We start from the raw sequence: 26,965 nt of genomic DNA, 5'->3' as shown, positions 1-26,965 counted from the left end.
ATTACTGATTGTTTTTTTCTTCCTTATCTTCTTCTCAAACCTCTTCGTCTTCTATCACTTTAATCTTACGCCAACGCCCAAACCGGTAGTAACCGATTGCAATAACACTGCTAATTACAAAGCTGACTGCCATACCAATTGGGATCCCATGCTCCCCAAATACACTCGAAAAATAATAGGTCAATGGATAACGAAGTATCCAAAACGAAATCGTATTTAAAACGAACACTTGAAACATCGCCCCTGAGGCTCGGACAATTCCGTTCAACACAAAATTGATGCCTAGGAACGGATAAAAGAAGGCCACAGTTTTTACATAGGCAGCACCGAACGCAATTGTTTCCGGATCAGCAACAAACAGAGAAATTAAAAATTCCGCGCTAAAAAATACAATGGCACCTATCGAAAAGGATACAGATAAAATAAGGTACATCCCGCTTCGAGTAATATCTGACACACGCTCCCAAAGCCTGGCACCGATATTTTGTCCAGCCATGCTGTTTACCGCTGAACCGAGTGTAAGGGCTGGGAGCATAATCAAACTATCTAACCGTTGCGCGGCACCAAAGCCAGCTACCACCCCTTCCCCAAAGGTCGTCACCACTGTCATAATCGCGAGGACCCCACCTGATATGACCATCATCGACATACCGGATGGCAAACCAAGCTTAAAGATCACCTTCAAAAACCTCATTTCAGGTAGATGCGGCTTTGAAAACGGAACTCCTGCTTTCGTTAATGAATAAATGAGACCGTAAATAAAGGCTGTTCCTTGTGAAACAATCGTCGCGTAAGCCGCACCAGCAATCCCCAGATCAAAAACATAAATGAAAACAGGATCGAGTGCAGCATTTAAAACCACGGCCATTAACACAAACCGGACCGGTGTTTTACTATCTCCCAATGCTCTAAGAACCGTAGCGATAAAATTATATCCAAATAAAAATAAAATTCCGATAAAGTTAATTTGTAAATAGGTCGTAGCCAAAGGTAAAATATCGTCCGGCGTTCCCATCCACGTTAATATTGATCCTGACAAAGTAAAACCTAAAATCCCAAGCACGATGGTTAATGACCCTAACACCACGACAAATGCGTTTAAAGAATCCTTTAACCCTTCCGCATCACTGGCTCCCTTTCGTTGTGACAAAACGGTAAGGGCTGCTGTATTCAGCCCGATAATAAACGATAATATCGTAAATACAACCGTGCCTGAGACCGCAATCGCGCCTAAAGCATTTGCCCCTAATAGGTTTCCAACCCATAGACTGTCGATAATTTGGTATGACGTTTGCAACAGGTTGGTCAAAAAAATCGGAGAAGAGAAGAATATCATTTTTTTAATAATACTGCCTTCTGTAAAGTCGTATTGGTTATTTGTCTGCACGAGTTCTCTTCCTCCTAATCAAAGAAGGAAGGGAATTTCCCTTCCTTCACTATTCGCTGATCGTAAATGTTTCCTCGAGTTCTACACTCCCGACAACGGTTTGCGCCATTGGACAGTTTTTGCTTGCCACGTGAATCGCTTTTTCAACTTTCTTCTCAGATAAATTTTCTCCTGCTATATTATAATGAAGCGCAATTTTTGTAATCCGGTTCGCTTCGTCAGGATTCCGAGTCACATCAGCATCAATTGTCATACTTGCTACTGACATGCGCTGCTTTTCCAGTACTTTACGAAGAACACCTCCACTACAAACAGCAATCGAGCTGACCATTAATTGAAACGGCCGAAACCCGTATTCATCATTGCCCGAAACGGTAAGCTTTCCGAAATTTTCCTCAGTCTCAAATGCGTTTTCTGTCATCGTAAATTTCATCTTATATCCCATCCTTTTATATATGTACGTGATTTTATTTTACCCTCTCCTCGTAGCATTCGTCACGTATTTAAGTCAAATGTGAAACACTTGCAAAACTTTTGAAACCGACTACAATGAGGAAGGGATTTCAATTTTCTAGAATTGTTTACATAAAGGAGGGCTTGCTGTGGACCATACTCACCAACTACAAAACAATCCTGTATATCGCTATTGGGTACTTGTCGGCATGGTGCTTATCGCTGGATTTTCACAAGGGATGCTCCTCCCTGTTTTAGCAGTCATGCTTGAAAATGCTGGCATTTCTTCATCTGCCAACGGGCTAAACGCAGCTGCTCTTTATATTGGGATTTTACTCATTTCCCCATTCATTGAACGTCCAGTACGTTCATTCGGGTATAAACCGGTCATTGTAACCGGCTTATTTCTAGTAACGATCTCGCTTATCTTATTTCCATTTTGGCAGACATTTTGGTTTTGGTTTATTCTCCGTGTTATTGTCGGCATTGGTGATAACTTAATCCATTTTTCGACTCAAGTTTGGATCAGCTCCACAAGTACAAAAGAAAAGCGGGGACGCCAATTAGCCATCTACGGACTCGCATTTGGTATGGGCTTTGGTCTCGGCCCGCTAATGACCAGCCTACTTAACATTAATGAATTTTTACCGTTTATCATCGCATCTTCGACAAGTGTTGTCGCATGGATTTTCATTTTGTTTTTACGTAATGAGTGGCCAAATAACGAAATCGAAACAGCCGGCCAACTGAATACAATCGGGCGATATAAAAAAGTATTCAAACTCGCATGGTTCGCCTTCTTGCCGAGCTTTTGCTTTGGTTATTTAGAAGCCTCACTCCACGGTAACTATCCAGTTTATGCTCTCAGGGTTGGAATCGAACTTGAATGGGCTGCTGTCTTATTAACGAGCTTCGTGTTCGGTAGCTTGTTTACCCAAATTCCACTTGGGATGCTCAGTGACAAATTCGGAAGAAACCGTGTCCTACGAATTATTATTTTCTTCGGATTGATTAGCTTTTTATCGATGAGCTTTGTCGAAGCAAACATGTGGGCCCTTCTTGCCTGTTTTATCATCGCGGGAATGCTGCTGGGCTCGTTATTTTCACTCGGTATTGCTTATATGGCTGACTTGTTACCAAGTTCTCTCCTACCGACTGGTAATGTGATGATGGGCGTTATGTTCGCTCTTGGAAGCATGACCGGGCCTACAGCAGGCGGATTGTTTATCGAAAGAATCGGGGATGGTGCTATTTATTACTCCATTAGTGGCGTACTCACACTCATGCTCATTGCCGGATTTATCTTTGATCGTATGAGTGGTAAACAACCTAGTGAAGCCCATCAGGTTGCGTAAAATAAGAGAAACCGCATAGCGGTCTTTTATTAAAGCTGTTTTTTTAAAGATTGTTGCTATTTGTTTTTTTGAGCGTTAGGCAAGCGCATGCTTGCCCTGTCACGCATAGCGTGACAGCTTTTCCCGATGCTGGAATCGCCGTATTTTGCTCCTTCGATTTAACAATAAAAACAACAGAGCCTTTCTCAAATACACTAAAGAAGAGCAGCCTCTCTTTTTTTAAGATTCTGCTCTTCCTACTATCATTCACAAGCTTTTAAATGTCATTGCATACCAAAAGCTAATATCTCTTAGAAAACAGCATTATTTAAACACATTAGCCAAAACCTGAGATGGTCGTGCGTTGTTTAAATTTTTATTTACTGACTTACTCACATCGACACGGAGCTCGGCTTTCATCGTCCTTGTCATATCAGGTTCACCAACCAAATAAACCGTACGCCATTTGCGGTCACGCTTCATCCGTTCAATGTTCGTTGCCATCTTCCTGTAGAAACGATTCATATTTTCTTCAAAACGTTGTTGGTACTGGTCAACGTGACTTGCTCCTGAAGCGATATGCTCAGCTGCAGCTAGCCCCTCTTTAAACGTCCAGTCCTCTGTATTCGGGTCGAACGTATACGTTCTTGTCTCGTTGACTTCTCCTAAAGCTGTGTCGATTATTTTTATTTCATCCATATTTGTTAAAATAACTCCACTCATTGGGAAATCATTTTGTAATGATTCCAGTTGATCTACAACCGCATAGTTTTCCCAATAAAAGCTTGTTTCAACTGGAAGCTGTAAGTAGTGAACAGACCACAGGTCGCCTTCCTCTGACCCGAAAATAACGACACTTTTTTGCAAATTTACCTGATTTCCGAGAATTTCTTTTTTCACTTTCGTTTTAAGCTTACGGTAATTTTTTAATTGCGTAGCGTTCCCGCTAACCTCTAAGTATTCATCGAGTTTTTTTAACCCGTTTTTTAAGCGGATCTTCCATTCCCCTTTTTGCTGATCTTGATTTGCACGATCCGTATTTAAGTAAACAGACAAAACACATTTTCCATCTGGACATTGAAATTCCTTTAAAGCTTCGAGTTCTTTTGCTAGTGACATTCTGAACCTCCTTAAATGTGAGTATTCAAAAAGGAGCATAAAAAGAGCCGAGTAGATCGAGGCGGCGACGTCTTCGAGCACCGGAACGTATTATGTTACTACGTGACGAGCATAGAAGTAAGCCAACGAGCTTCCCCAGGATTGGGTGACTCCTGCGTTCGCCACAGGACATGGCGGTATTTAGCAGGAGCCCCTATTCTACGACAGCTATTTTTAGCGGACTTTTTGAACAACCTCTACAAGCTTGTTTACATGCTCGTATTAGTCTGTATCCTTTACACAGACTAATCAAACTTCCTTTTCTGTGTGATTATATGTACTCCAGGAAGTTGTCCATTATGTTAGGAATTTTTAGTTTGGTCTTGGGGTTATCAGATTGTCTTGAACTTTAGTTATCAAGAACAAGCGCCTAGGCGTCGGAATATGTGCTTAAATTCTCTATTCATTTGTTGGTTTTTAATCAAAAGCTACTTAAGCAGAAAGGTATGATTATTATCAGTTTTTTGTGTGACATCGGGGGTATTGATCGTTATATCTGCGATTTGAGCGTTTTATCGGCGACATGCAAATATTCTGTCCGATAAAAAGTGATTTTCACTTTTAATAGGGCAGATTATTTTACACGAGACATGGCGCCTAGAGCTAGACACCGAAACGTAGGTTTTTATACTTAAATCTAAACAAAAAAAGAGCCCCGAAGAGCTCTTCTTCAATTTAATTAAATTGAAATCACACCGAGCAAAAAGGCGATAAACAAGAGGACAATACTAAAGCCCCACATCCAAAAGAATGAATAGCGGATATGACGTCCCATTTCAAGACCAGCTAAACCAAGAGCAAGCCAAAGGGCCGGTGAAAACGGACTGACGAACGTACCAATAATATTCCCAATTACCATCGTGTATGCTGCTGTCACCGAGGAAACACCGTAAGCAGTGACAACTTGCTCAACAACGGGTAGCATCGCGAAGTAATAAGCATCAGTGCTAAGGATAAGGTCAAATGGAACCCCGAATACGCCCATAATGACGTGCAAGTATGGGACGACAAACGCTGGTAAAATCGTGACAAGGTCTGCTGCAAGTGAATCTAGCATCCCCGTTCCATCCATGATTCCGAGGAATGATCCTGCCGCAAGAATTATTGCAGCCATTGTAAGAGCGTTCGGTGCATGGGTCTTAATCCGGTCCATCTGATCCTTTACTTTAGGGTAGTTCAGTGGTAGTGCAACACTTAAGCCGATCATAAAGACAAAGCCTGAAGGAATAATGCCCCATACGAGTACAGCAATAACCGATAGTGCAATGAGCAAGTTAAGCCATATGAGCTTTGGACGTGCCAGCGAGTCGTCCTTTTTTGGTAGCGGCCCATCATCCGCCGTCTCAAGGGTCGCAGCTACTTCCAAATCTGCTTCATGTCTCTCTTCCCCAGCTCGAGCGATCTTTCGTTTTTCCATTAATCCAAGGAATACGGCAAGCGCAATAAGCAGTACAAAAGCAGATAGTTGTACAGGAATTAGTGGTCGCCAAAGTTCCGTCGGATCAACACCAAGTACGGCACTTGTCCTACCGATTGGCCCCCCCCATGGAACCATATTCATAATGCTCGCACTCATTCCGACTAACAATAATAGCATGTACGGATTCATCCGAAGCCGTAAGTAAAGTGGCAAGAGCGCTGGGATCGTAATTAAAAATGTCGAAGCACCTGATCCATCTAAATGAGTGACAGCGGCAATGACCACTGTCCCTACAGCAACAGCAACAATATTTCCTTTTGATACCGCAATCATTTTATTTATTAAAGGATCAAACAAACCTGTATCCTGCATAATACCAAAAAACAAGATTGCAAAAATAAACATAATGACAACGCTGAATACCGAATCAATTCCTTCATTAAAAAAGACGCCAATTTCCTCCATACCAAATCCCGCGAGTAATGCTCCACCGATTGGGACGAGTACTAACCCCATAATTGGCGTGATCCTGCCGCTAATGAGCAACAGAACAATGGTGAGTATCGTTAAAAATCCAATAATACTTAGCATTGTTTTTCTCCTCTCTCCACAAGTTGAGTGGTGAAAAGGAGGGATTTGTTGTAAGCGTATTCAAACACACGCGAAAGAAAACGTTTCCAATTGTGTGAATAATCCCTCTTTTCAGTAGTTAAACAATACATTACTACATAAAAAATGAGGGATAAAGATTACTCATATAAAGTAAATAACAACCTTATTATTCGTTTTGTTCATATTGTTCACAACGCGACTCAAAGAGGATCTTTTCTAATAACCCTCTAGATGGGAATATATCGTCTCTCTGGTCTACCGACATCCCCATATTTCAACTTTGCTTCAACCTCCTGAATCGATACCAGGTATTCCAAATAACGCCGGGCTGTAGATCGACTTGCACCCACTCTCTCACCAAGCTCTACTGCAGTGATTCCCGTTTCTTTAAACTGTGTTAGCAAGCTTCTTACCTCATGGAGCGTTAAAGGATCAATTCCTTTAGGCAGATCACTATGATCGAAGTCCTTCTTTAAGCGCTCTTTTCCACCTTTCAAAAGGCTATCAATCTCATCTTGCTCCATTTCATCCTTTGAGACAAGCGCACTTCTTTGTGCCTTGTAACGATTAAATGTTTGCTCAAGACGATCAAAGTCGACTGGCTTTACGATATAATCAAAGATTCCGCCGCGAAGTGTCTCCTCAATTGTTGCTGCTTCTTTTGCTGCAGTCACCATAATCATATCGATATTATGATGAGCTTTTCTTATTTGCCAAAACAGATTCAACCCAACAGTATCTGGTATGTAAACATCAAGTAAAATCAGATTAGGCAACGAACGGTTCTTTAATAATTGCTCTGTTTCAGCCGCAGACTTGGCAACATCCATTACGGTAAAGCCTTCAATTTTATTGACAAACTGACGGGTAATTTCCGCAACACGAAAATCGTCTTCTACGATCAGTACAGATATGTCTTCACTCATAGTTTCCTCCTTCCTGCTTTGGAACAGTAATGACAAAGCAAGCGCCACCTTCGCTCCCTGCTTCTATACTAATTGTTCCGTCAACGTTTGTAAGTAGTTGCTTTGTCAGTGCAAGTCCAATCCCACGATTAGAGCCCTCCTTCGTTGAGAACCCTTGTTCAAAGATTTTTTGTTCAACCTCAGCGGGCACACCATCTCCTAAGTCCTCAATTTCAAAAACGATGTCCTGCCCAATATCTGTAAAAAATACGGAAACGTGTCGTTCATCTGGAGGATTTGATTTTACTGCATCAATCGCATTTTCAATTAAGTTTCCGAGCACTGTCACCAGTACATGCCGTTTCTTATTAGAAAGTGGAAAAGTAAGTGTACTTTCAGGGTCTATGTCCATTTGAACACGAAGTTCATTAGCCTGATTTAATTTGCCTAATAAAATGGCGCTAATCAACGGATCCGGCACTTTCTCAATTAACAGACGAATCCATTCTTGCTGTACGTTATTTTCTTCCCTTATAAAATCAACAGCTTCTTCCTTTTGATCAAGCTGAATTAAGCCTAATATTGTGTAAAGCTTATTAGAAAACTCGTGTGTTTGCGCGCGTAATCCGTCCGCATATTCCTTCACTCTCGTTAGTTCCTTTGTTAAGCGTTCGATTTCAGTCTTATTTCGAAACGTGGACACCGCACCGACTAGCACCCCCTCATAGTAAATAGGGACACGATTAACGACAACAATGTGGTTCCCAAACTGCATCTCCTGATCATATTGACTTTTACCATGGACGAGCACTTCAGGAAGCTTAGAGTTAGGTAATACTGATTGAATGGGAAGTCCAATAAATCGATCTACCGGCTCCTCCTCACTGGCGAGAAGCCGCTGGGCCGCAACATTTACTAGTGTAATATTGCCCTTGCTGTTTACAGCAATAATTCCTTCATGGGCTGATTGCAATATCGTCTCTTTCTGAAGAAGCAAATAAGAGATTTCTTCAGGCTCAAGACCAAACAATACCCTTTTAATATAAATCGCAATCAAAATGGCACCGATAAAGCCGATCGCAACAACGAGCAACAATGCATAAAAAAGTTCGTCGCTGTAGTTTTTAACAACACCTTGGACATCCTCAACGAGAAAGCCGACTGAGACAACACCAATGATCTCATCCCGTTCATTAACCACAGGCGTTTTCCCGCGTATGGAAGGGCCAAGAGACCCCTCAGCTTTTGAAACGTAAGATTCTCCACGAAGAAGTGCTCCTTCGTTGTCTTCACCAATCATCCTGCTTCCAATCCGATTTGGGTTAGGGTGTGAGTAGCGTATTTCTTCCGTATTCCCAACAACGATAAATTCAGCACCCGCTGCCTCACGAATCGGTTCGATAAGTGGTTGGATCGTCGCTGCTGGATCCTCATTTGAAAAAGCTTCACGGAGCTCAGGAATTTGCGCAACGCTTCCAGAAACACCTAGCGCCTGCTCTCCAATCTGCTGCTCCAATGAATCCGCCAAAAATTGATAGAAAAAAACGCCAATAATCGTTAGCATACTGACAATTAGTAAGCCAATTAATAAAACCATTTTCAGTTTAAGGCTCATACGTACATGTGGCTTTGTTATGTACCTTTTCATTTGGTGACGATCAAATCCAGCCATTTTTCTCTTCCCTTCACGCGACCAAAATCTAATATCCTACAGAAAAGTTAGTTTTTTCTACACAATGAATCACTTTCATAATTCATTGTTAAAAAGCACACAACCTTACTATTTTTTTGATTACTGCTTATTGTAAAAAGCGTATCTCTTTGCAGCTCCGTAGCTCCGTTGGCCTCCATCTGCTCGCTTTCCGCGGACGAACCGCCAAGCCTCCTCGGGAAAAAACGCCTGCGGGGTCTCAGCTGGTCCGTTTTTCCGCAGGAGTCTCGCAGATTACGGCCTACTACGCAGAAGATCTTTTTTTATTAAGGGGGCTTTTAAACACTACAATTTCACTAGGCTACGGTCTCCAGACTTGCCTTTTCACGAATTATGAAATTAATTCAATAAGTAAAAAATTCAGCAAATAGGAAACATAACTTCTGCTAAGTGGTGGAATTCTACATGAAAGAGATAAAATTCTACACAAAAGAGTATGTATTCAACACAAAAGTAAATTTATTCTACACAAAAGTTAGTTTTTTCTACAACAATAAAAAAAAATTCAGCAAAAAGGAAACAGGTTGTGTTCCTACAGAGATTATACTATCGCTCTTCTAAATGCTCAAATTAAGAACGGGTGGTTTTCCAAGACCTTAACTTGAGGCAAAATCGTTTCCGAAAAACAAAGAAAACACCTCCATATAAGAGGTGCTTCTTTGTTAACTTTGTGAAGAGTGATATCCATTTTTCCCATTCGCACTACTGCTCGTCTTGTGTTTTCCTTGGGAACCTTGCTTATTATTGTTCTTTTGCTTGCTTTTGCTCATGATCTCGCCCTCCGCTTCAATCATAATCAGAACCAAGATATAAAGCATAACTCCGACTGCTTTACAAAACAATATTTGAAAAAGCGATCACACCTTTAATAAGTATGATCACTTTTCCCCTGCCTTCTATCCACTTTTCTTCTTCAACCAACGCTTGCTCTTCAACAAAAGAGATACGATGATCTAAAAAGCTTCATCATCAGAAAGCAGGCTAGGAATGGAAACGGTGAGTTTCCCTTCCGCAATACTATGTTGTGCTTGTTGGTTCCTCATTATCCGATTCCGAAGTAGGGAATTGTTTCCGGTTACTCTCTTCAAGGTTGGCCAGATCTTCTCCAAGCTCGTCTGGATGCTTTAACTTGGTGGCTAACTCTTCAAACTCTTCCTTTGCTTCTTGAATCGTACCTAAAATATCAAAAGTATGTTCCTTTAATTGCTGAGACGATTCGACAATTGTTTGAATGTCTTCTGATGCATCTTCTACAATGGTTGCGACACGCTCAGCTGAAGAACGAATATGATTGACAAAAGGTTCACGGTTATCACGAATAAATTGAAGCCACTCATTTGTTCGGCAGCTGACTGCCTCAAACGTGTTCGTCACTTTTGATCTGGCATTTTTGTTTGTTGCAAAAAAGATAAGTCCCGCTGCTAAACCAGTAGCCACGCCACCGATTAACCAGCTCTTTTTCGAATTCTCGTTTTTCATTGTTCAATCCTCCTCTACTTCATCCTATCCTTCTTTCCATTTTACCAACAAAACGAGAAAACAAACAAAACTTTCGATAAAAATCGCCTATCTTTTTTTGTGACGAAGAAAATGATTGATCATTCACTCGGCAACTTGGTAATAATAAATCCCTTCTTCCAATGACACCGATACTTCTTCACTTTCTTCAAGAAGATCGAGATGTCCTAACGTTTCTGATAATGTAAGGCCTGGCTGCTTACTATACATTTGTGGATAAAGTCGAATACAAAGCTCAAATGACGTGAGTTTTTCCTTGCCGAGCAAGCGCTTAATCGCTTCAGCTTTTTCCACCTGCTTTAAGAGCCGCTCCTCAATCAGCTGTATTGGCTCATTTACAGGGCCACCATGTCCTGAAAAAACACGTGACAAATTCATTTCAGAGCACTTTTTTAATGAATCCCTGTATTGAATCAAGGTGCGCGGTCGATCCGTGTCATTTTTATATGGAGCTTCAATAATGGCATTAGATGAAATATGAGCAATGAGATGATCACCCGAAAGAAGCACGCCATCACTTTCTCGATAAAGAGAAATTTGTGATTGCGCATGACCCGGTGTTTCAATGACTGACCATCCGGGCAATCCAATGATCGTATCGCCTTCTTTAACAATTTCATCTATTTGAGCATAACTTGCGTAACCTAAGTAGTAGTCATTCGATTTTTCAATAAGCGCTACAATGTCGTTAGGAACTCCATGTGAAGAATAAAGCTCTTTGAAAAAAGCTGATTTCTTAATTTGAAATTCCAAATCATGTTCGAGCCAAGGTTTTGTTTTTTCATGCGCTATCACTTTCGCTTGTGGAAATTCTTCAATTAACCCAATATGGTCGGGATGATGATGAGTTAAAACAACCATCTCAATATCTTCTAACGAATAACCCAATTCATGAAGCTCGTTTTCTAAAACCTCTTTTGCTTCCTTCGTTTTCGGTCCTGCATCGACTAACGTTAACACTTCTCCCTCAACAAGATACACGTTTACAGGGCCAACAAGAAACGGTGTCGGGAGGGTTAGTCCATAAACCGAGGGTGCGACTACTTTTGTTTTTACCAACATGGGGCCTCCTAAGAAAAACCGCATAGCGGTTTTTTATTAAGGCTGTTTTCAAATAATTGTTGCTTTTTTATAAGAAAAGTGCTCGAATCAGCTACAGGCGGACGCTTTAGGACGCAAGTGCGAAATCCGTTCTTCCTTCACTTCGTTCGGAATCACGAGGTCTTCAGCTGCTCCTAGGGTCCTCGTCGCAAGAAAACCAGTGTTGCTTTTCCCGCTGGAGTCGCCGCCGTTCGCTTTTTCGATTTATCCATAAATAACAACAAACTATGCAAAAAGAACCTTTATTAAAAACAGCGTTTAGCTTTCACTGCATATTTTTAAATCTCAAGGATGCTTTTACCTTGAGACGAGCAGTGTGAAGAAAATGAATAAGCATTCAATTTTCTTTTATTTTAGCCAATTTTTCACTTTCTGTCATTGTTTGTGCACTTTTCGATAGAAACAGATAAAAAACCTATATGCTTAGTTGCACTTATTATCGCAGTCAGGTGATTCTGTATTTCATTCTTCTTAGTATGCAGTAACAAAATAACGTTCCCTCGATGGAAAACGCAACCTTTTTACACAGGTTTTTTATCCACAGAATTTCAAAAATGTGGATAAAACTATCAATCTATTGTTGTTCCATTCATCCCATTGGGGATAAAATAACTGTGTATAACTACCCACCTTACTGTGGATTCTGTTCATAACTTTTATAAAACTGATAAATCAAAGGTTTTGTTTGGGGATAACGTTGTGGATTATGTGTACAAGTCAGAAAATTTGTGAAAATAGCTTTCGAATAAGTAAATAATTAATAAGCTGCATATGAATTTGTTCATCTATTAGTAAAGGATAAATCAACCCTTTGTATTGTACTGGGCTGTATAAATACAAATAAACATAAAGCTGGACAGTACGAGATTTACGTTCAAGCAAGCTCCCTAATCCGTCCTCATAACTGTCAGGAATAGTAATGGTCGATGCTTCTAATTCGGGAAACTGCCCTGTTATGTCAGCATAGATCCGTCTTAATGTGTCATAATGCTTCCGCTCATCTTCCAACATTTGGTCCATAAGCTGTTCGTCCTTTTCATTATTGGATAGGCATTTTAAATAATCATATGTCAGCTCATCAATGCTTTCCCTACTCATAATTTGTCGAATCATTCGAAGGACTGTGGACCAGTTTATCGAAGGTTGAGTCGATTGCCCGTAACCTCCATTTTCGGGCCCATACCCATATCCATACATGTTGAAACCTCACCTTCATATCATCGATACCTCATATATATGTTTTTCACTCAAAAATTATTATTCGGCAAAGTTCTTAAAATTGTAACAATTTTTCAGCATATTTTTAGAATAAATGGGGTATAATTAAATTAATCGAAAATTTAGAATTTGATTTAAAAAGAGGTGAAAGATTCTATGCGTAAACGTTACAATAAAACCTTCGAAGAACTCGTTAGTGAAAATAAAAAACAATTACTCAATGACCCAGAAGCTATATATTTAATTGAAAAGAAAGTCGACGATAAACATGCCATTGAAAAAGTTAACAAGAAGCTACCACAAAGGGTTCGTTTTTAAGAGTTTGAGACAACTTTTCACATTTTAAAGCCCGCTATCGGAGTTTTCATAGCGGGCTTTAGCCTTTACTTATTTCACCTTACGCATAGTGCTTTAATAATGTTTGTAGTTTAAGCGCTAATGAAAGATCTCCTCGCACCTTTAATTTTCCACTCATATACGCCATTGTTGGATTGAGATTTCCTTCTGACAGTTTCATAAAATCTTTATCTTTCATTTGCAAGGTTATGTCTGATTGCTCCGGTTCACTTTCGTCGTATTCGGCTTTCTTGCCATTAATTTGCAGCTGATAAATGCCCGCTTCCTCACCACTAAGCTCAAATTTGTATAAAACACTTACCCCTTCCAAATGCTCTGGATTGCTGTTCATCCTGCTAGTAAGCGTTTCAAACATGTCTTTCACTGTCATCACAATTCCCCCTATAATAAACTCAAATAAATGAATGAATAACCATTCATTTTCTACTCAAATCCATTTCGACAAATACCATCGTTTTTCCTTTAAACTAGTTCATTTTTCTTTTAGTTACATAAAATGATTCGGGTAACCCCTAAACGAGCGCACTAAACATTCTCTTTCAAACCTACAATTGGATTTAGTTCTTTTTTTATGTGCTCTTGAACATAGTTCGCAAGAGCGATGCCGTCCATATCTTTTTGCTGATGATGAATTCGAACCGGATCTAAAATGGTCACGTCGACGTCGCAGGGCTTTAAAAGGTTACCGTTTGCTTCCATAATATTATACGACCCGTTAATCGTAACCGGCAAAATAGTAGCCCCTGACCTCGTAGCAAGCTTGAAGCTTCCTTGCTTAAACGTCCCAACAGGTCCGCCTTTACTCCTCGTACCTTCTGGAAAAATAACAAGGTGATGACCGTTTTTTAAGTTTTCAGCTCCATCAATAATCGATTTAATGGATTGTCTTTTATTTTTTCGATCCATAAAAACACAGTTCATCTCTTCCATCCATGAAGCAATTAACGGAAGCTTTTTCACTTCTACTTTCGAAATGAAGCTGATTTTAAGGTCTAGATATCCAAGAATGATCGGAATATCAAAGTTTCCTTGGTGGTTACAGACAATCAACAACGTCTCATTTGTTGGAATCTTCTCTTTTCCATGAACGTGGACGCGAGCACCGCTCAGCTTTACCAAGCTCCTTGCCCATTTATTAGATTCATATTTTATCCGTGCATCAGCTTCCTCATTTTTATTGTTCTTTCGCAACCGTTTCACGTTAATCAAACTAGGTACAGATTTAAGTAAATACAGCCAAAAATAAATAAACCATATGACAGTTCTTATCATTTTGCAGACTCCTTAACTCCCGATATTATATCTCCATTATTATATCAAAGGTCTGTTTCTTCGTCGTCTTAAATGAATTAGGTTAATGATTTGCGCGGTATAGAAAGGGTATTATAAAATTAAAAGAGATTTTTCAAAAAGGAGTTGACCTTAATGAAACGAATTCAGGGGATTGTAAGTGGAAAAGTCCAAGGTGTGGGCTTTCGAAATTTTACTCAGCAAACAGCAGCCGAAGAAAACATGAAAGGATGGGTTCGGAATTTACCTGATGGCACTGTAGAATTTGAAGCTGAAGGTGATGAAAAAGCAGTTGAAACCTTTGTAAAACGTCTAAAAAAAGGCCAATTCCCAGCAAAGGTAGAAGCGATCGTCACGAATAACATCCAAGTTCTAAACGAAGAGAAAGATTTTCGCGTACGACCTTAACGAGCAGTCTCTACGGTTGCTCTACTAGAAACGAAAGGAAGAGACAATGGAAACGAAGAAGAAAGAATTGTTGCTCCCCCTAGGTCTATTAAGCTTAGTGATGATTTTAAGTCTTCCCTACCCTCATCGTTTTTCATTTGGAGAGCTGATGTTTTATCAGCTTGGAATTCCAGTTTGGTCAAATGGTTATCAAGGTATTAACTTTGTAGGCATTTTAACTTTCCTCCTATTTTTATTCGCAATAAGCAAATTAATATCCGAATTTCCTAATAAAAAACTCGTGACATTTTTTTCTGCTTCGCTTTTCTGTATTTTGGTTCCTGGGATTGTTGTAGAGGCCGTTCAGACACAAATGAATGGCGTTGGGGCTATTCATTATAACGCCAAAGATTCGCGATGCGAATTTCAAACGGATTCTGATGAAGAAAAGGTCGAAGGAGCATGTGAGTTAACTTTAAAAAATCATAGCCGCAATGAAGTCGCATTTTATATTGACGTAAAAGATCATAATAGAAACGAAGAGCCTTATTTATCTAAATTGAATGACTTATCTCAAGTATCTCTAACTTTATCCCCTCGGGAACGAAGAGTGGTTCACTTACCGTTTCAGGTGAATCTAGAAGAAACACACTTACTAGGTGGTTCCATCGGAAATGTACCGATCAAAGTCTATGATGAGAACTATAAAAGAGAATTATAAGATAGGGTGAAACTGGTGTAACCTTGTGCTTAGAAGAAAACTCACACCAGTTTTCCCGATTCCGAATGTACCTCAACTGTAGTGCATTTGTCACACTATTCTTTTTCAGTACCAAATCGTTGAAATACTGTATCTTCTGCTTCCTTGTATACTTCTCGTTCAGCAATTTTATTAATAATTGTCATATTACGATGTACAGAAAGACCAAGATTAGTCGCTCCTGCTCCATGAGAATGTTCGATGTTCGTTACGGTAAACACTTGATGATCTCGCTCTTTTTTAAAAGTTAACCGGTAATCACGCGTCACTTTAAACCGTTTTTCATCTTCCCACACGATCTCGTCACGAATGCGTTCAATCCACTCTGGAATATTCGGTCGATAACCTGTTGCGAGAATCATTTTATCTACTTCAAGATGGTAATTGGTTTCCTCCATCCATTGATGACAGGTTACCGCGTAACGACCACCCTCCGTTACCTCAATGTCCTTTACATCACTGGATGAACGGATTGTAATCGGAGCCGGTGAATCAATTGACTTATGATAGAGCAAATCATAAATCTCATGAAAGGTCTTCTCTTCCACACCATTACGTAAGTGAGATAAATTAGGCAGCTCCTTTTCTCGTTTTTCCAATGACAACTTATGAAAATAATCTACATAGTCCGGTGAAAATACTTCTTGACCGACTTTACCTGATTCAAGTTGGAAAAAAGCGGGAGAACGTGTAATCCAATGCAAATGAAAGTCCGTTCGATCCTGGCGCTGTAACAAGTCCAATACTACTTCAGCAGCACTTTGGCCAGACCCTACAACAAGGATATCTTTCACTTTTTTATCGAGTATGTGTTTTCTTTGGAACAAGTATTGACTCGTGTGTGCCACATCCTCCACTGGAAACTGGTCAAACCCTTCAGGGACAAGCGGAACACTTCCAGTACCAACAACGACGTGTTTAGTAAAATAACGCTCGGTTACTTTCGCCTCGTTTCCTTCTACTACCACCTCATAATAAGGCTCACCCTCCACATTATGATCTATGACATCAACAACTCTTTTTCCAAATTTGCAATCATCCAAATGAGCGACAACCCAGCGTAAATAATGATTATATTCTACTCTCGGGATATCAAAACGATTGAAAAAGAAGAATTTGTGCATTCGATTATGTTCGTGTAAATAGTTTAAGAATGAATAAGGGCTTGTAGGGTCAGCAATTGTTACTAAATCTGCTAAAAAAGGAACTTGGAGATCAGCTCCTTCAAGTAACATCCCTGGATGCCAATTGAACTCAGACGTTTCATCAAAAAAGATTGCATTGACATCTTCAACAGAATCTAATAATGCCGCCATTCCTAAATTAAATGGGCCAATTCCGATTCCGATTAGATCATATGTTGCTGGCGCAGTCATCTCTATCCCCTCTTTCTGTTAGGCTGTTTTCATAAAATTTGTTGCTTGCTCGAATCAGCTGTAGCGTCTGTTTTCTACTCGATTCTTGAACACGCACGATATATTTTTCTTTATTCCCTTTTTCACTATTTTCTATCCTTAAAAAAGGAGGTTATAAAGCCCGCTAAAAATAGCTATCGTATCTCTTCGTTTAGCTTGCTTCTCTGTCTCGACCTACTCGGCTCTTTTTATGTTCCTTTTTGAACGCGCACTCAGGTTTATCTTGAAAAAAATCCTTCGCAGATATAAAATAACTGGTAATATTTGAGGAAAGACTTTAGAAATCGCTTACTAGTTTCTATTAAATGGAGTCAAATTGTTTATTTCATCCACCCCTGCCAAAAGAGAGGAGAAGTACCATGAACAACAAACTAGCGTTATCCAGTCAAATCATCACCTCTGCTCATGGTGAACCAGCTGACATCGTTATTACCAACGGCAAAATTGTTGACGTATTTAATAGCACCATCATCACAGACCAAAGTATAGCGATCACAGATGGGATGATCGTCGGGATTGGCCCTTATGAAGGTACAAAAACAATCGATGCAAAGGGAAAATATATCGTGCCAGGTCTTATTGATGCTCATGTTCATATCGAATCGTCGATGATGACACCTCAACACTTTTCTGATGCTTTATTGCCACACGGAGTAACCACAGCAATTACAGATCCACATGAAATCGCTAATGTTCTTGGAAAACAGGCCATTCAATTTATGATTGATGAGTCGGACAAAGCTGACCTTGACATTTATACAATGCTTCCTTCCTCTGTTCCAAGTACCCCATTTGAAACCTCAGGAGCGACATTAACCGCAAATGATCTCGCACATTTCAATCATCACCCAAAAGTTCTTGGTCTTGCAGAAGTAATGGACTATCCAGCCGTAATGAACAGAGATGATGATATGCTTAACAAGTTAAATATGGCTAAATCTGCTGGTAAAAACATTGATGGTCACGCATCGGGTCTGTCTTCCACGGCTTTAAACGTTTACCGCACTGCAGGTATTTTAACGGACCATGAGTGCACCACAGCAGAGGAGGCATTAGTGCGTACCCAACGAGGGTTTTATGTCATGATGAGAGAAGGATCTGTCGCCAAAGACCTCCTTTCACTACTGCCAGCTGTAACTGCAAAAAATAGCAGGCGCTTTATGTTCTGCACCGATGATAAACATCCTGACGACCTGTTAAAAGAAGGCAGCATTGATTTTAACATCCGCTTGGCGATCAAAAACGGGCTCGACCCGATTACCGTTATTCAATTGGCTACGATTAACGCAGCTACTTGCTTTAATCTAAAGGAAAAGGGAGCGATTGCACCTGGGTTTGAAGCAACGTTTCTTTTCGTTAATGACCTGAATAACTTTACAGCCGATGAGGTCTTTTTACGAGGAAAAAAAATCGTTAAAAACGGGCAGTTAGTCATTAGTACTGAAAATGAGTTAACCCCTCCTGAACAGATTGTGCAGACCGTGAAAATTCCAAACCTTACAGAGAATGACTTTATGATCCATATGGCAGGAAAAACAAAAGCACACGTTATCGGAGTTCAGCCGAACTCACTAATTACTGATCATCTCATAAAAACAGTGGACAAGGACAGTAATGGGTATTTTACTCCTTCTCTATCCAAGGACCAGCTGACTCTTGCTGTAATCGAGCGTCATGGTAAAACATCAAATATAGGCTTGGGCATTGTTACAGGTATTGGATTAAAGAAAGGAGCGATTGCTACGACGATTGCTCATGATTCCCACAACATCATCGTCGTCGGTACGAGCACAGCTGACATTCTTTGTGCCGTTCGTTCCATTGAACAACATCAAGGCGGTTTAACGATCGTAAGTGAAGGCGTCGAGATCGACACATTCCCACTTCCGATCGGCGGCTTAATGAGTCCTCTTTCAGTAAAAGAAGCAGCACACCATCTCACTAAACTCCATGAAACTTTTACGAATTCAGGAAGCCGAACCGAATTTAATCCCTTCCTAACTCTGTCATTTCTAGCTCTTCCGGTGATCCCTTCGTTAAAGCTTACTGACATGGGACTGTTTGACACAACGAAAATGGCGCATATACCCATTCCGGCAGCCGAATCATAAGTAACTGGAATATCGTACGTAGAGCCCTTTTACGGCTCTTTAGTCACGCCGCTCGTCTCAAGATAAAACCATCTTTGAGACGAGCGGAAGCTTTCGCTGTATTTAATAAACAGGCCGCTACGCGTTTTTATAACTAAAATGAAAACTTTCCCTTTTTCAAATGTATATCTTTCGCTATGATTTAATAAGGAAAACACAACTTGAAAGATGGAGGGTGGAGCAATGGAGATACGTAAACTAAAACAAGAAGAGGTAGACTTTAGTTTAAAAATGTCTGAATTCGCATTTCAATATGAACTAAGTGACGAAGAAAGGGACGAACGCCGAAAGTGGGTCAACCCTGCCGAAACATGGGTTGCAGCACAAAACGGAGAACTGTACTCCAAAGTAACGATCTTTCCTTTTACAACTTACATAGCCGGAAAAGAATGGGCGATGGGAGGAGTCTCTGGCGTTGCTACCTGGCCTGAACACCGAAGATCTGGGCTCGTCCGTGACTTATTACTCGCGTCCTTAAAGGAAATGAAGGAAAATGGGCAACTTGTCTCTTACCTCTTCCCATTTTCTATCCCTTTTTATCGAAAGTTCGGGTGGGAGCTTTTTGCTGAAAAACGTTCAGTGACAATTCCTAAAGAAAAGCTTCCTAAACGAAAGCAAACGACGGGGTACGTAAAACGGGTCGATTCTGACAGTGAAATAATAGCCGATGTTTATGAAACGTGGGCTTGTCAATTTAATGGAGCCATTAAGCGACATTCAGAATGGTGGGATCGCTCTATTTTCAAACGGAAGAAAGGGCAAGTCGCTGTTTATTACGATGCACAGCAAAGGAAAAAGGGCTATCTCATTTACAAAGTAAAAGATGAAGTGCTTACCGTACATGAAATTGTCTGGCTTAATCACGAAGCTCGAACTGGTCTTTGGACGTTTATTAGCAACCATGATTCGATGATTAAAGAAGCTGTTGTTAACTTGCCTAGTGATGATGGAACGATATTTTTACTTGACGATCCTCACGTGGAACAGAAAGTGAGTTCCTACTTTATGGCTCGCGTAGTAGATGTCACAGCGTTTTTACGGCAGTTTCCATTCACAGCTACTTCCGAAAAACCGATCATTCTTCACCTTGAAGACAGTTTCTGCGACTGGAACACGGGTACGTATATTATTAAACCGAACGCTTCTGGAGGCGAACCTCTTGACGTGACACATCACACCCAAAAACAGGAAGGTGCTAGTTGTCAGCATCCTCCCCAACGAGGCCTCTCTATGGACATTCAGTCATTCTCCGCTGTTTTCATGAACGCTCAGCCGGTTGATGTGCTCTATGAAGCAGAGAAAATAATGGGTCCATTGAAAGAAGCGGAACGGTTAACAACGATTCTTCCTCATCACAAGCCGTTCATTTATGATTTCTTTTAAAAGAATTGTCACATCGGGAGCAATGAATCGAGATGCTGCATCGTTTTAAGCCTGCGGAGCCATTGCCCCCCTTTAAGAACATGCTCTCAAAGAGGAAAAAACTCGGCGGTTGCCGAGTTTTTCGCTTATTTAGTAATAAAAGACCGCTATGCGATTTTTCTTAAGAGTTAATAAAGCATAAAAATCTACGTTTCGATGTCTAGCTCCAAGCACCATCGGCACGTGTCAAGTAACCTGCCAGATTAAAAGTAAAAAGTACTTGTTATCGGACAGAACATTTGCATGTCGTCGGTTAAGGGCGCCTTGCGCTTTTCTTATCCTAACCTTTTATTCCCACATCTTTCGCAACGCACTAATGGAACGATTACTTTGACTATAGCGAAGAGGTATATCGAACTTGTTCGTCTGCTTGAGTACACTTTTTTCATGGGTAAAGGTATCAAAACTCGCCTTTCCATGATAAGCCCCCATACCACTTTCACCAACGCCTCCAAAAGGAAGGTGAGGTGATGTAATGTGCATGAGCGTGTCGTTCACACAGCCACCTCCAAAAGATAAATTGCTAAAAATTAACGATTCCGTCTGTTTTTTCTCGGTAAATAGATAGAGTGCTAACGGGTTCGGGCGTTGGCGTACCATATCAATGACATCATGTGCCTCTTCAAAGCTTACGAGAGGTAAAATTGGACCGAAAATTTCTTCTTCCATAACCGGGTCGTCAAAGGTTACATTGTCCATTATGGTCGGAGCAATGAATCGCTCATCCCGATCGTGCTCTCCGCCATACATAATCTTCTCCTCGTCTAAAAGGGCCGTTATCCGGTCATGATGCTTTTCATTGACGATACGTGGATAGTCTTTATTCTGAGACACATCTTGTCCGTAAAACTTTTTAATATATTTAACAAGGTATTTATATAATTTTCGCTTTGCTTTTTCTTGAACAAGAATATAGTCCGGTGCGACACATGTTTGACCTGCGTTGATAAATTTTCCCCAAACTATTCTCTTGGCTGCAAGTTTTACATCTGCATCCTTCATGACAATAGCTGGACTTTTTCCACCGAGCTCAAGTGTCACAGGTGTAAGGTGCTTACTCGCAGCTTCCATCACCTTTTTCCCGACTTGAACACTCCCAGTAAAGAAAATATAATCAGTGTTTAAATCAAGAAGCTCTTTCGCTGCTTCGGCGTCACCTTCTCTTACTGCGATATACTCTTCCTGAAACGTCTCGTCAATTATCTCTCGAATGACCGCACTCGTAAACGGGGTTAGTTCTGAGGGCTTGAGAATCGCTGTGTTCCCTGCCGCTATAGCACCAATTAACGGAGCCATAACGAGATGAAATGGGTAGTTCCACGGTCCGATAATGAGCGCTACACCATAAGGTTCTTTATAAATATAGCTCGTTGAACCAACATGAGTCAGAGCTGTTCTCTCTTTTCTTATTTGAGACCATGTGGGTACATTTTTGATCATATCTTTAAGTTCACTATATAAAAAGCCGATTTCCGTTAAGAAAGCTTCTCGTTTAGATTTGCCTAAATCCCTGTAGGCAGCTTCAATAATCAAATCTTCTTTCTCTTTAATGGCTTCTTTTAATTTCGTCAGTTGCTCGATTCGAAACGAAATATCCTTTGTTTTTCCGCTGTAAAAAAAACGTTTTTGCTTCTCTACAAGTGATTGATAATCGTTTATCATTCGTCTCTCCTCCTCACTTCCCCTTCCATCTAGAAGGGGAAACCATCTGCTTTTCCTGCCATTCTATGATTGTTTCTATAACCAGTCTCCCCATTTGTCGAATGGCTTATTTCTATAATAGGTCACATAGACACGTTCTCTCAACTAATATAAAGGATCTTTCCTGGAATCCTTACTCGTCCCATGTCGCAATACATCGTAAATCGCCTTCCCATCGCTTGGTTGACCTTCACCGTACTCCACCGGTAATAGGGAGAAGAAAGCAAAATATAGGGAAAAGTAAACAAATTGGTAAAACAAAATATGCGCTGGAAGCACCCCTGCATGAATGGAAGAATTAATGATCACGACTGAACCAATATTAAATAACGGCCCTCCTAAATATACAATAGCATGGGACCAGCGGTTATTTACTTTTAATTCTTTTATTTGACACCAGGAATCTAAAAAATATACTCTACGAATTTCAAATTCACCGAGCTTAAAAATAATCTTTCCTCTTCCTAATGAAAAATCTAGTTTTCCTCCAAATAATCGTGTAAACAGAAAATGACCTAGCTCATGGATGAGTGAAACGATCGGTAAAATTACAAATAATGCCCAGATAAAAGTTGGGATATCACTCCAGCCAAACAAGAGACTGCCCCCTTTTTATACCGCACTTTTAATATTTTTCCTATTTCCTTATTTGTTCATTAATAAACAAATAGCATCAATCTTTTATAAGTTGAATTGTAAAGATCTTCTGCGTAGTTGGACGAAATCTGTGAGATTCCTGCGGAAAAACGGGCTAGCCGAGACCCCGCAGAGTGCATTCCCCAAGGCAGCTCGGCGGTTCGTCCGCGGAAAGCGAGCAGATTGAAGTTGGTGCTTGTTTAAGCAAATAAATTAGGAAGGATTTTACACAAAAGTAAACGCATTCTACTTAAAGACGAATTAATTCTACACAAATTCTACTTTATTCTCCATCCGCTTTTGAATATAAACCAGCCGCCACGTTAAACAAATCGCACCAGCAGCAAGACCGACAATTAACCCAAACCAGTACCCATACGGACCAAATCCAGTATTTTGCGCCATCCAATACCCGACAGGAAGTCCAATCACCCAAAAGGATATGAGGGCAAGAACAAAGGGAACATTCACATCTTTATATCCTCGCAAAATCCCTTGTATCGGTGTATTCAGCGCATCAGAAAACTGAAAAAAGATTGCATAGATCAAAAACGACTGAATTAGCAAAGCTACTTCAGGACTGGTTGTATAAAGTGATGAAACAGGACCACGCAGAACATAAATTGCTACACAGGCAAAAACGCCGAGTAGAAGGGCAAATATAACCCCGATCCCCCCATATTGTTTGGCATCCGTTATCCGAAAAGCGCCAACTTCATACCCCACTGCAATTGTCAGGGCAAAAGCGATGCTCATCGGAATCATAAACAATAATGATGAAAAGTTAATTGCAGCTTGGTGAGCAGCTATTACCTCAGTTGGGAATTGACTCATAAGCAGCGTAACCGCAGCAAAGATACTCGTTTCAAAAAAGATCGTCATCCCAATCGGAACACCTAGCACGAGAATTTCTTTCCACGATCTTAACGATACCCTGAAAAACGTTTTAAATAAACGATAGTTCATAAACGGCCGTACGCGAGCGACAAAATAAAGCCCAACAAAAAAGATAAACCAATACGTTATTGCCGAAGCGTAGCCTGCTCCAACTCCACCAAGGGCTGGAAAACCAAAGTTCCCAAAAATCAGTACATAATTAAAGACAAAATTGACTGGTAAAGCTAAGAGAATAATGAACATCGTAATTCTCGTCTGACCTAGTGAATCGATAAAACACCGGAAAACATTGTTAGCAAAGAGCGGAAGCATACCAAAGGACAAACCAATCAAATAATGCTCTGCAATATGATGGACCTCCTGTGTAAGTGCGTTAACACCGGCAGCCACAAGCTAGAGCCGATTGCCACACCAGCCAAATCTTCCGCACCTGCCTGGCCAGACATTGTTGTATCAACAAATTTCATAAAATACAGACCGAGTTGTGTAACAAGTATCGGCCACATAATAATCAATAAGAGACGTATTTTTTCTCTGTATGTTGATGTTTCATACACACAAACCGCCTCCTTTCGCCCTTAACACCATAGACTCAGGCTCCCTTAATGTCAACTTAAAAAAAGGGCAAAAAAGTTTCCCTAACGCAAAGGGGACTGTCCCCCGAACTTTTTACTTTCTCTTGATTTTTTTTTCAAAAGAGAATATAATAGCAAGTGATCTATTAACTAACGATCGTTCGTTTTTATTATGTTTGGAGGAATTTCTATGCCTGCTTCAACAGTAGATCGAATAAAGGAAGAAGCTTTACTCCTGTTTGCCAACGAAGGCTATGACGGGGCCAGCCTTTCAAAAATTGCAAAGCGCGTTGGGATTCGTAAGTCTTCTTTATATAATCATTTTGCCAATAAGGAAGACTTATTCATGGTTCTAGTAGAGGATGTTTACAAACGTTTTGCCGAGGAACTGAGAGGGGTCGTCCAAAATCAACATTCTCATTCAACCAAAAACGTGCTCTATTCGGCGTTTATTAAAACAACTGATTTTATAAGGTATGATGCCATTGGTAAGTTTTATTTCCACTATGCGATGTTCCCGCCTGCAGACTTAAAAGAAGCGGTTAGAGAACTTTTTCTATCTTTTGAAGAAGAATTAGACGACGTTTTCTTACCGATCTTTCGTCACGGAATTGAAGCAGGGGAGATTGAGAATCGCGATGCGAAAATGTTCCTTAATGCCTATTACTGCTTTCTAGATGGTATTTCTACCCAGATGTTTTACTACCCTGAAGAAACCATTAATGCACGAAAGCAACATGTTTGGACTGTTTTTTGGCAAGGAATTAAAAAACGATAAAACTAAAATAAAGAGGTGTACCACCATGTTTGAAACTCTATGGCAATATATGATGATTTTTGTCATGGCTGCTTTACCGTGGCTTGAAATATTAGTTGTAATTCCAATCGGCATTGGAATTGGCCTTAATCCAGTGGGAGTCGGGGTTGTCTCTTTCCTCGGAAACTTCTTTCCTATTCTCCTCATCGTATTTCTAATGAAATGGTTTCAAACGACGAACTTTTATTTGCGTTGGAAAGAAAAACGAGAGCAAAAGAAAGCAGCCGAGGAAACGAATGAAGATCTTACAAAACTGGAGAAGAAACAACGCCGTAACCAACGTGCTGCAGCGATCTTTAAAAAGTATGGTTTGCCCGGTCTTGCCATCATGGGACCTATCGTAACCGGCATCCACTTGGCCGCTGTTATTGCACTTTCGCTTAAAGCTAGCAAGCTTGCAACCTCCGTATGGATGGGCCTTAGCCTTATTGCATGGACGATTGTTCTAACAATTGTTTCTTATTACGGTTTTGATTTTATATTGTAAAAAGAAAAGACGCTCAAAATCCTTAAATCCGAGCGTCTTTCTATTTTTAGATTAACCAACGCCGCTTGATTTAACTTACACATTACACCCGCGAGCATCCACTTTCCAACGATCGACAACCCGCTCATCTTGAATAACCGTGTACGTATCATACAAATTCACAGCTGTACACGCATGGTTCGGTACGATCCGAATGGTCTCACCGAATTTAATTGACGGTAATGGGCTCCCATTTCCATCTAAAACTCCATGTTCTTCTGATAACCTTGTTAGAGAGAACCCTTGAAGCTCCACTGGTTCAACAATGGTACCAAACCCTTTGACACTTTCATTTCCGTGAGCTCCTTTTTCCGATGTCAGCGACTTGCTCCCAGCATCGAAAATAATCCGGTCTTCCTTAATCGAGACGACCGACGCACTTACAGATAGAGCACATTCTGTTACTTCACAAACGCCAAGACCTTCTTGGACACCGTCAAAGAAAACGGCATTCCCAGGGCGCACCTCAGTAATTCCTTCAAACTTTCCTGCTTCCTCATAGGTAGGTGTCGAGCCAACACTTCGGTTTGGAATTGAAATATCTTCATCTTCACATAATCGTACAGATTCCAAGACCGCTTTCGCTTCTTCTTGTGCAATACGGCTTCGTTCTGTTTTTTCAGTAAAACCATAGGCATGACCAGCATGAGTATAGATCCCCGTTAGTTTTAGAGAGCCATATTGTCGTATCCCTTGAGCTAATGTCAACGCTTCTTTCCCCGACTCGACTCCGCAACGATTGAGACCGGAATTCACTTTCATCCAAACTTCGATTTCAATTCCTTTTGCTTCTGCCGATTCCTGAAGGAGGAATGCCTGATATTCATCGTCTACCGAAGCAATGACTTTAGATTCTTGACATAACGCTGCCAAACGATCCACTTTCTGTTTCCCGACCAGTGGAAATGCCAAAAGAATATCTTTAAAACCAGCTTTTACGAACAATTCTGCTTCTGATAATGTAGCAACCGTGATTCCGTAAGCTCCTGCTTCAATTTCAAGTCTCGCAATCTCCACACTTTTATGCGTTTTAATGTGCGGCCGAAGATTGACACCGTTTTTATTTGCAGACCAGACCATCCGCTCAATGTTTCGTTTCATTTGATTGATGTCCAAAAGAAGCGACGGCGTTGGTTCACTTTTCCATAAGTTCATAATGATTCCTCCCTTTTTTCGCAGTTTCGTTGAAAAATATGTAACTTTTCATGATCTCAT

At 40.5% G+C, this 26,965-nt stretch carries 23 protein-coding genes and 1 pseudogene; 8 read left to right on the top strand and 16 right to left on the bottom strand.

Features of this window, described 5'->3' with window-relative positions; translation table 11 throughout:
* Window positions 1–34: 34 nt before the first annotated feature.
* The gene (locus tag CDZ94_RS18325; RefSeq protein WP_280951871.1) at window positions 35–1,387 is read right to left on the bottom strand and encodes an MATE family efflux transporter; all 1,353 of its coding nucleotides are present in this window, start codon (window positions 1,385–1,387) and stop codon (window positions 35–37) included.
* Between the two features lie 49 nt (window positions 1,388–1,436).
* Window positions 1,437–1,820, bottom strand: a complete 384-nt coding sequence (locus CDZ94_RS18320) for an OsmC family protein (RefSeq protein WP_096439609.1) — start codon at window positions 1,818–1,820, stop codon at window positions 1,437–1,439.
* A gap of 169 nt (window positions 1,821–1,989) precedes the next feature.
* Here CDZ94_RS18320 and CDZ94_RS18315 point away from each other — a divergent pair, with 169 nt between their 5' ends.
* Window positions 1,990–3,195: an MFS transporter gene (locus CDZ94_RS18315; RefSeq protein ID WP_280951870.1), complete on the top strand. Its 1,206-nt coding sequence runs from the start codon at window positions 1,990–1,992 to the stop codon at window positions 3,193–3,195.
* A 303-nt stretch (window positions 3,196–3,498) separates the two neighbouring features.
* Here CDZ94_RS18315 and CDZ94_RS18310 read toward each other — a convergent pair whose 3' ends face one another.
* From CDZ94_RS18310 to CDZ94_RS18280, 7 genes are all read right to left on the bottom strand, one after another.
* Window positions 3,499–4,293, bottom strand: coding sequence for a VLRF1 family aeRF1-type release factor (locus tag CDZ94_RS18310; RefSeq protein ID WP_096439607.1), 795 nt, complete (start codon window positions 4,291–4,293; stop codon window positions 3,499–3,501).
* Window positions 4,294–5,011: 718 nt separating this feature from the next.
* A complete protein-coding gene (locus tag CDZ94_RS18305) occupies window positions 5,012–6,343 on the bottom strand; it encodes a CitMHS family transporter (protein WP_096439605.1) in 1,332 nt (443 codons plus the stop codon).
* Window positions 6,344–6,591: 248 nt separating this feature from the next.
* A complete protein-coding gene (locus CDZ94_RS18300; RefSeq protein ID WP_096439603.1) occupies window positions 6,592–7,290 on the bottom strand; it encodes a response regulator in 699 nt (232 codons plus the stop codon).
* Window positions 7,283–8,941, bottom strand: coding sequence for an ATP-binding protein (locus CDZ94_RS18295; RefSeq protein WP_245415757.1), 1,659 nt, complete (start codon window positions 8,939–8,941; stop codon window positions 7,283–7,285). Before CDZ94_RS18295 ends, CDZ94_RS18300 begins: the two co-directional genes overlap by 8 nt.
* Before the next feature lie 1,056 nt (window positions 8,942–9,997).
* Window positions 9,998–10,459, bottom strand: coding sequence for a hypothetical protein (locus tag CDZ94_RS18290; protein WP_096439601.1), 462 nt, complete (start codon window positions 10,457–10,459; stop codon window positions 9,998–10,000).
* 123 nt (window positions 10,460–10,582) lie between these two features.
* Entirely contained in the window at window positions 10,583–11,557 is a 975-nt protein-coding gene (locus tag CDZ94_RS18285; protein WP_157911781.1) for an MBL fold metallo-hydrolase, read from the bottom strand.
* Window positions 11,558–12,316: 759 nt separating this feature from the next.
* Window positions 12,317–12,796 carry a ferritin-like domain-containing protein gene (locus CDZ94_RS18280; RefSeq protein WP_096439597.1) on the bottom strand — a complete coding sequence of 160 codons (480 nt, stop codon included), beginning with the start codon at window positions 12,794–12,796 and terminating at the stop codon, window positions 12,317–12,319.
* A gap of 177 nt (window positions 12,797–12,973) precedes the next feature.
* On the opposite strand from CDZ94_RS18280, the gene CDZ94_RS18275 reads away from it, so the two are divergent.
* Window positions 12,974–13,135 carry an FbpB family small basic protein gene (locus tag CDZ94_RS18275; RefSeq protein WP_096439595.1) on the top strand — a complete coding sequence of 54 codons (162 nt, stop codon included), beginning with the start codon at window positions 12,974–12,976 and terminating at the stop codon, window positions 13,133–13,135.
* 79 nt (window positions 13,136–13,214) lie between these two features.
* On the opposite strand, the gene CDZ94_RS18270 is transcribed toward CDZ94_RS18275, so the two are convergent.
* Together CDZ94_RS18270 and CDZ94_RS18265 are read right to left on the bottom strand one after the other, a co-directional pair.
* On the bottom strand, window positions 13,215–13,544 hold the full coding sequence (locus tag CDZ94_RS18270; RefSeq protein ID WP_096439593.1) for an SCP2 sterol-binding domain-containing protein: 330 nt from the start codon (window positions 13,542–13,544) through the stop codon (window positions 13,215–13,217).
* Between the two features lie 155 nt (window positions 13,545–13,699).
* The gene (locus CDZ94_RS18265) at window positions 13,700–14,446 is read right to left on the bottom strand and encodes a lysophospholipid acyltransferase family protein (RefSeq protein WP_096439591.1); all 747 of its coding nucleotides are present in this window, start codon (window positions 14,444–14,446) and stop codon (window positions 13,700–13,702) included.
* Window positions 14,447–14,599: 153 nt separating this feature from the next.
* Here CDZ94_RS18265 and CDZ94_RS18260 point away from each other — a divergent pair, with 153 nt between their 5' ends.
* Window positions 14,600–14,872: an acylphosphatase gene (locus CDZ94_RS18260; RefSeq protein ID WP_096439589.1), complete on the top strand. Its 273-nt coding sequence runs from the start codon at window positions 14,600–14,602 to the stop codon at window positions 14,870–14,872.
* A 46-nt stretch (window positions 14,873–14,918) separates the two neighbouring features.
* Window positions 14,919–15,572, top strand: coding sequence for a hypothetical protein (locus CDZ94_RS18255; protein ID WP_096439587.1), 654 nt, complete (start codon window positions 14,919–14,921; stop codon window positions 15,570–15,572).
* 95 nt (window positions 15,573–15,667) lie between these two features.
* Here CDZ94_RS18255 and CDZ94_RS18250 read toward each other — a convergent pair whose 3' ends face one another.
* Complete coding sequence (locus tag CDZ94_RS18250; RefSeq protein ID WP_096439585.1) at window positions 15,668–16,987, bottom strand: lysine N(6)-hydroxylase/L-ornithine N(5)-oxygenase family protein; 1,320 nt, start codon at window positions 16,985–16,987, stop codon at window positions 15,668–15,670.
* A gap of 398 nt (window positions 16,988–17,385) precedes the next feature.
* Between CDZ94_RS18250 and ade the strand changes: the two genes are divergently transcribed.
* Complete coding sequence (ade, locus tag CDZ94_RS18245) at window positions 17,386–19,137, top strand: adenine deaminase (RefSeq protein ID WP_096439583.1); 1,752 nt, start codon at window positions 17,386–17,388, stop codon at window positions 19,135–19,137.
* 222 nt (window positions 19,138–19,359) lie between these two features.
* Entirely contained in the window at window positions 19,360–20,559 is a 1,200-nt protein-coding gene (locus CDZ94_RS18240; protein WP_198520870.1) for a GNAT family N-acetyltransferase, read from the top strand.
* 327 nt (window positions 20,560–20,886) lie between these two features.
* Here CDZ94_RS18240 and CDZ94_RS18235 read toward each other — a convergent pair whose 3' ends face one another.
* The 3 genes and pseudogenes from CDZ94_RS18235 to CDZ94_RS18225 form a co-directional block, all read right to left on the bottom strand.
* On the bottom strand, window positions 20,887–22,260 hold the full coding sequence (locus CDZ94_RS18235) for an aldehyde dehydrogenase (protein WP_198520871.1): 1,374 nt from the start codon (window positions 22,258–22,260) through the stop codon (window positions 20,887–20,889).
* 144 nt (window positions 22,261–22,404) lie between these two features.
* Window positions 22,405–22,896 carry a M50 family metallopeptidase gene (locus CDZ94_RS18230; protein WP_096439579.1) on the bottom strand — a complete coding sequence of 164 codons (492 nt, stop codon included), beginning with the start codon at window positions 22,894–22,896 and terminating at the stop codon, window positions 22,405–22,407.
* A 306-nt stretch (window positions 22,897–23,202) separates the two neighbouring features.
* Window positions 23,203–24,389, bottom strand: a pseudogene (locus CDZ94_RS18225) (MATE family efflux transporter).
* A gap of 208 nt (window positions 24,390–24,597) precedes the next feature.
* Between CDZ94_RS18225 and CDZ94_RS21895 the strand changes: the two are divergent.
* Window positions 24,598–25,185 (top strand): TetR/AcrR family transcriptional regulator, encoded by a 588-nt coding sequence (locus CDZ94_RS21895; protein ID WP_157812038.1) that lies wholly within the window; start codon window positions 24,598–24,600, stop codon window positions 25,183–25,185.
* Between the two features lie 25 nt (window positions 25,186–25,210).
* Window positions 25,211–25,711, top strand: a complete 501-nt coding sequence (locus tag CDZ94_RS18215) for a small multi-drug export protein (RefSeq protein WP_096439574.1) — start codon at window positions 25,211–25,213, stop codon at window positions 25,709–25,711.
* Between the two features lie 75 nt (window positions 25,712–25,786).
* On the opposite strand, the gene CDZ94_RS18210 is transcribed toward CDZ94_RS18215, so the two are convergent.
* Complete coding sequence (locus CDZ94_RS18210) at window positions 25,787–26,905, bottom strand: alanine racemase (RefSeq protein ID WP_096439572.1); 1,119 nt, start codon at window positions 26,903–26,905, stop codon at window positions 25,787–25,789.
* Window positions 26,906–26,965: the final 60 nt, after the last annotated feature.

Origin of the sequence: Alteribacter populi (assembly GCF_002352765.1) — a bacterium.
GTDB lineage: Bacteria > Bacillota > Bacilli > Bacillales > Salisediminibacteriaceae > Alteribacter > Alteribacter populi.
The sequence above is the reverse complement of the archived record's forward strand: the minus strand, read 5'-3'. Positions and strand labels throughout refer to the sequence as shown.

Coding starts and splice junctions, on each gene's coding strand:
- CDZ94_RS21895 (WP_157812038.1), top strand. CDS start 24,598: ATGCCTGCTTCAACAGTAGATCGAATAAAGGAAGAAGCTTTACTCCTG.
- CDZ94_RS18215 (WP_096439574.1), top strand. CDS start 25,211: ATGTTTGAAACTCTATGGCAATATATGATGATTTTTGTCATGGCTGCT.
- CDZ94_RS18280 (WP_096439597.1), bottom strand. CDS start 12,796: ATGTATGGATATGGGTATGGGCCCGAAAATGGAGGTTACGGGCAATCG.
- CDZ94_RS18270 (WP_096439593.1), bottom strand. CDS start 13,544: ATGACAGTGAAAGACATGTTTGAAACGCTTACTAGCAGGATGAACAGC.
- CDZ94_RS18320 (WP_096439609.1), bottom strand. CDS start 1,820: ATGAAATTTACGATGACAGAAAACGCATTTGAGACTGAGGAAAATTTC.
- CDZ94_RS18260 (WP_096439589.1), top strand. CDS start 14,600: ATGAAACGAATTCAGGGGATTGTAAGTGGAAAAGTCCAAGGTGTGGGC.
- CDZ94_RS18265 (WP_096439591.1), bottom strand. CDS start 14,446: ATGATAAGAACTGTCATATGGTTTATTTATTTTTGGCTGTATTTACTT.
- CDZ94_RS18290 (WP_096439601.1), bottom strand. CDS start 10,459: ATGAAAAACGAGAATTCGAAAAAGAGCTGGTTAATCGGTGGCGTGGCT.
- CDZ94_RS18255 (WP_096439587.1), top strand. CDS start 14,919: ATGGAAACGAAGAAGAAAGAATTGTTGCTCCCCCTAGGTCTATTAAGC.
- CDZ94_RS18235 (WP_198520871.1), bottom strand. CDS start 22,260: ATGATAAACGATTATCAATCACTTGTAGAGAAGCAAAAACGTTTTTTT.
- CDZ94_RS18305 (WP_096439605.1), bottom strand. CDS start 6,343: ATGCTAAGTATTATTGGATTTTTAACGATACTCACCATTGTTCTGTTG.
- CDZ94_RS18310 (WP_096439607.1), bottom strand. CDS start 4,293: ATGTCACTAGCAAAAGAACTCGAAGCTTTAAAGGAATTTCAATGTCCA.
- CDZ94_RS18210 (WP_096439572.1), bottom strand. CDS start 26,905: ATGAACTTATGGAAAAGTGAACCAACGCCGTCGCTTCTTTTGGACATC.
- CDZ94_RS18300 (WP_096439603.1), bottom strand. CDS start 7,290: ATGAGTGAAGACATATCTGTACTGATCGTAGAAGACGATTTTCGTGTT.
- CDZ94_RS18250 (WP_096439585.1), bottom strand. CDS start 16,987: ATGACTGCGCCAGCAACATATGATCTAATCGGAATCGGAATTGGCCCA.
- ade (WP_096439583.1), top strand. CDS start 17,386: ATGAACAACAAACTAGCGTTATCCAGTCAAATCATCACCTCTGCTCAT.
- CDZ94_RS18240 (WP_198520870.1), top strand. CDS start 19,360: ATGGAGATACGTAAACTAAAACAAGAAGAGGTAGACTTTAGTTTAAAA.
- CDZ94_RS18275 (WP_096439595.1), top strand. CDS start 12,974: ATGCGTAAACGTTACAATAAAACCTTCGAAGAACTCGTTAGTGAAAAT.
- CDZ94_RS18295 (WP_245415757.1), bottom strand. CDS start 8,941: ATGGCTGGATTTGATCGTCACCAAATGAAAAGGTACATAACAAAGCCA.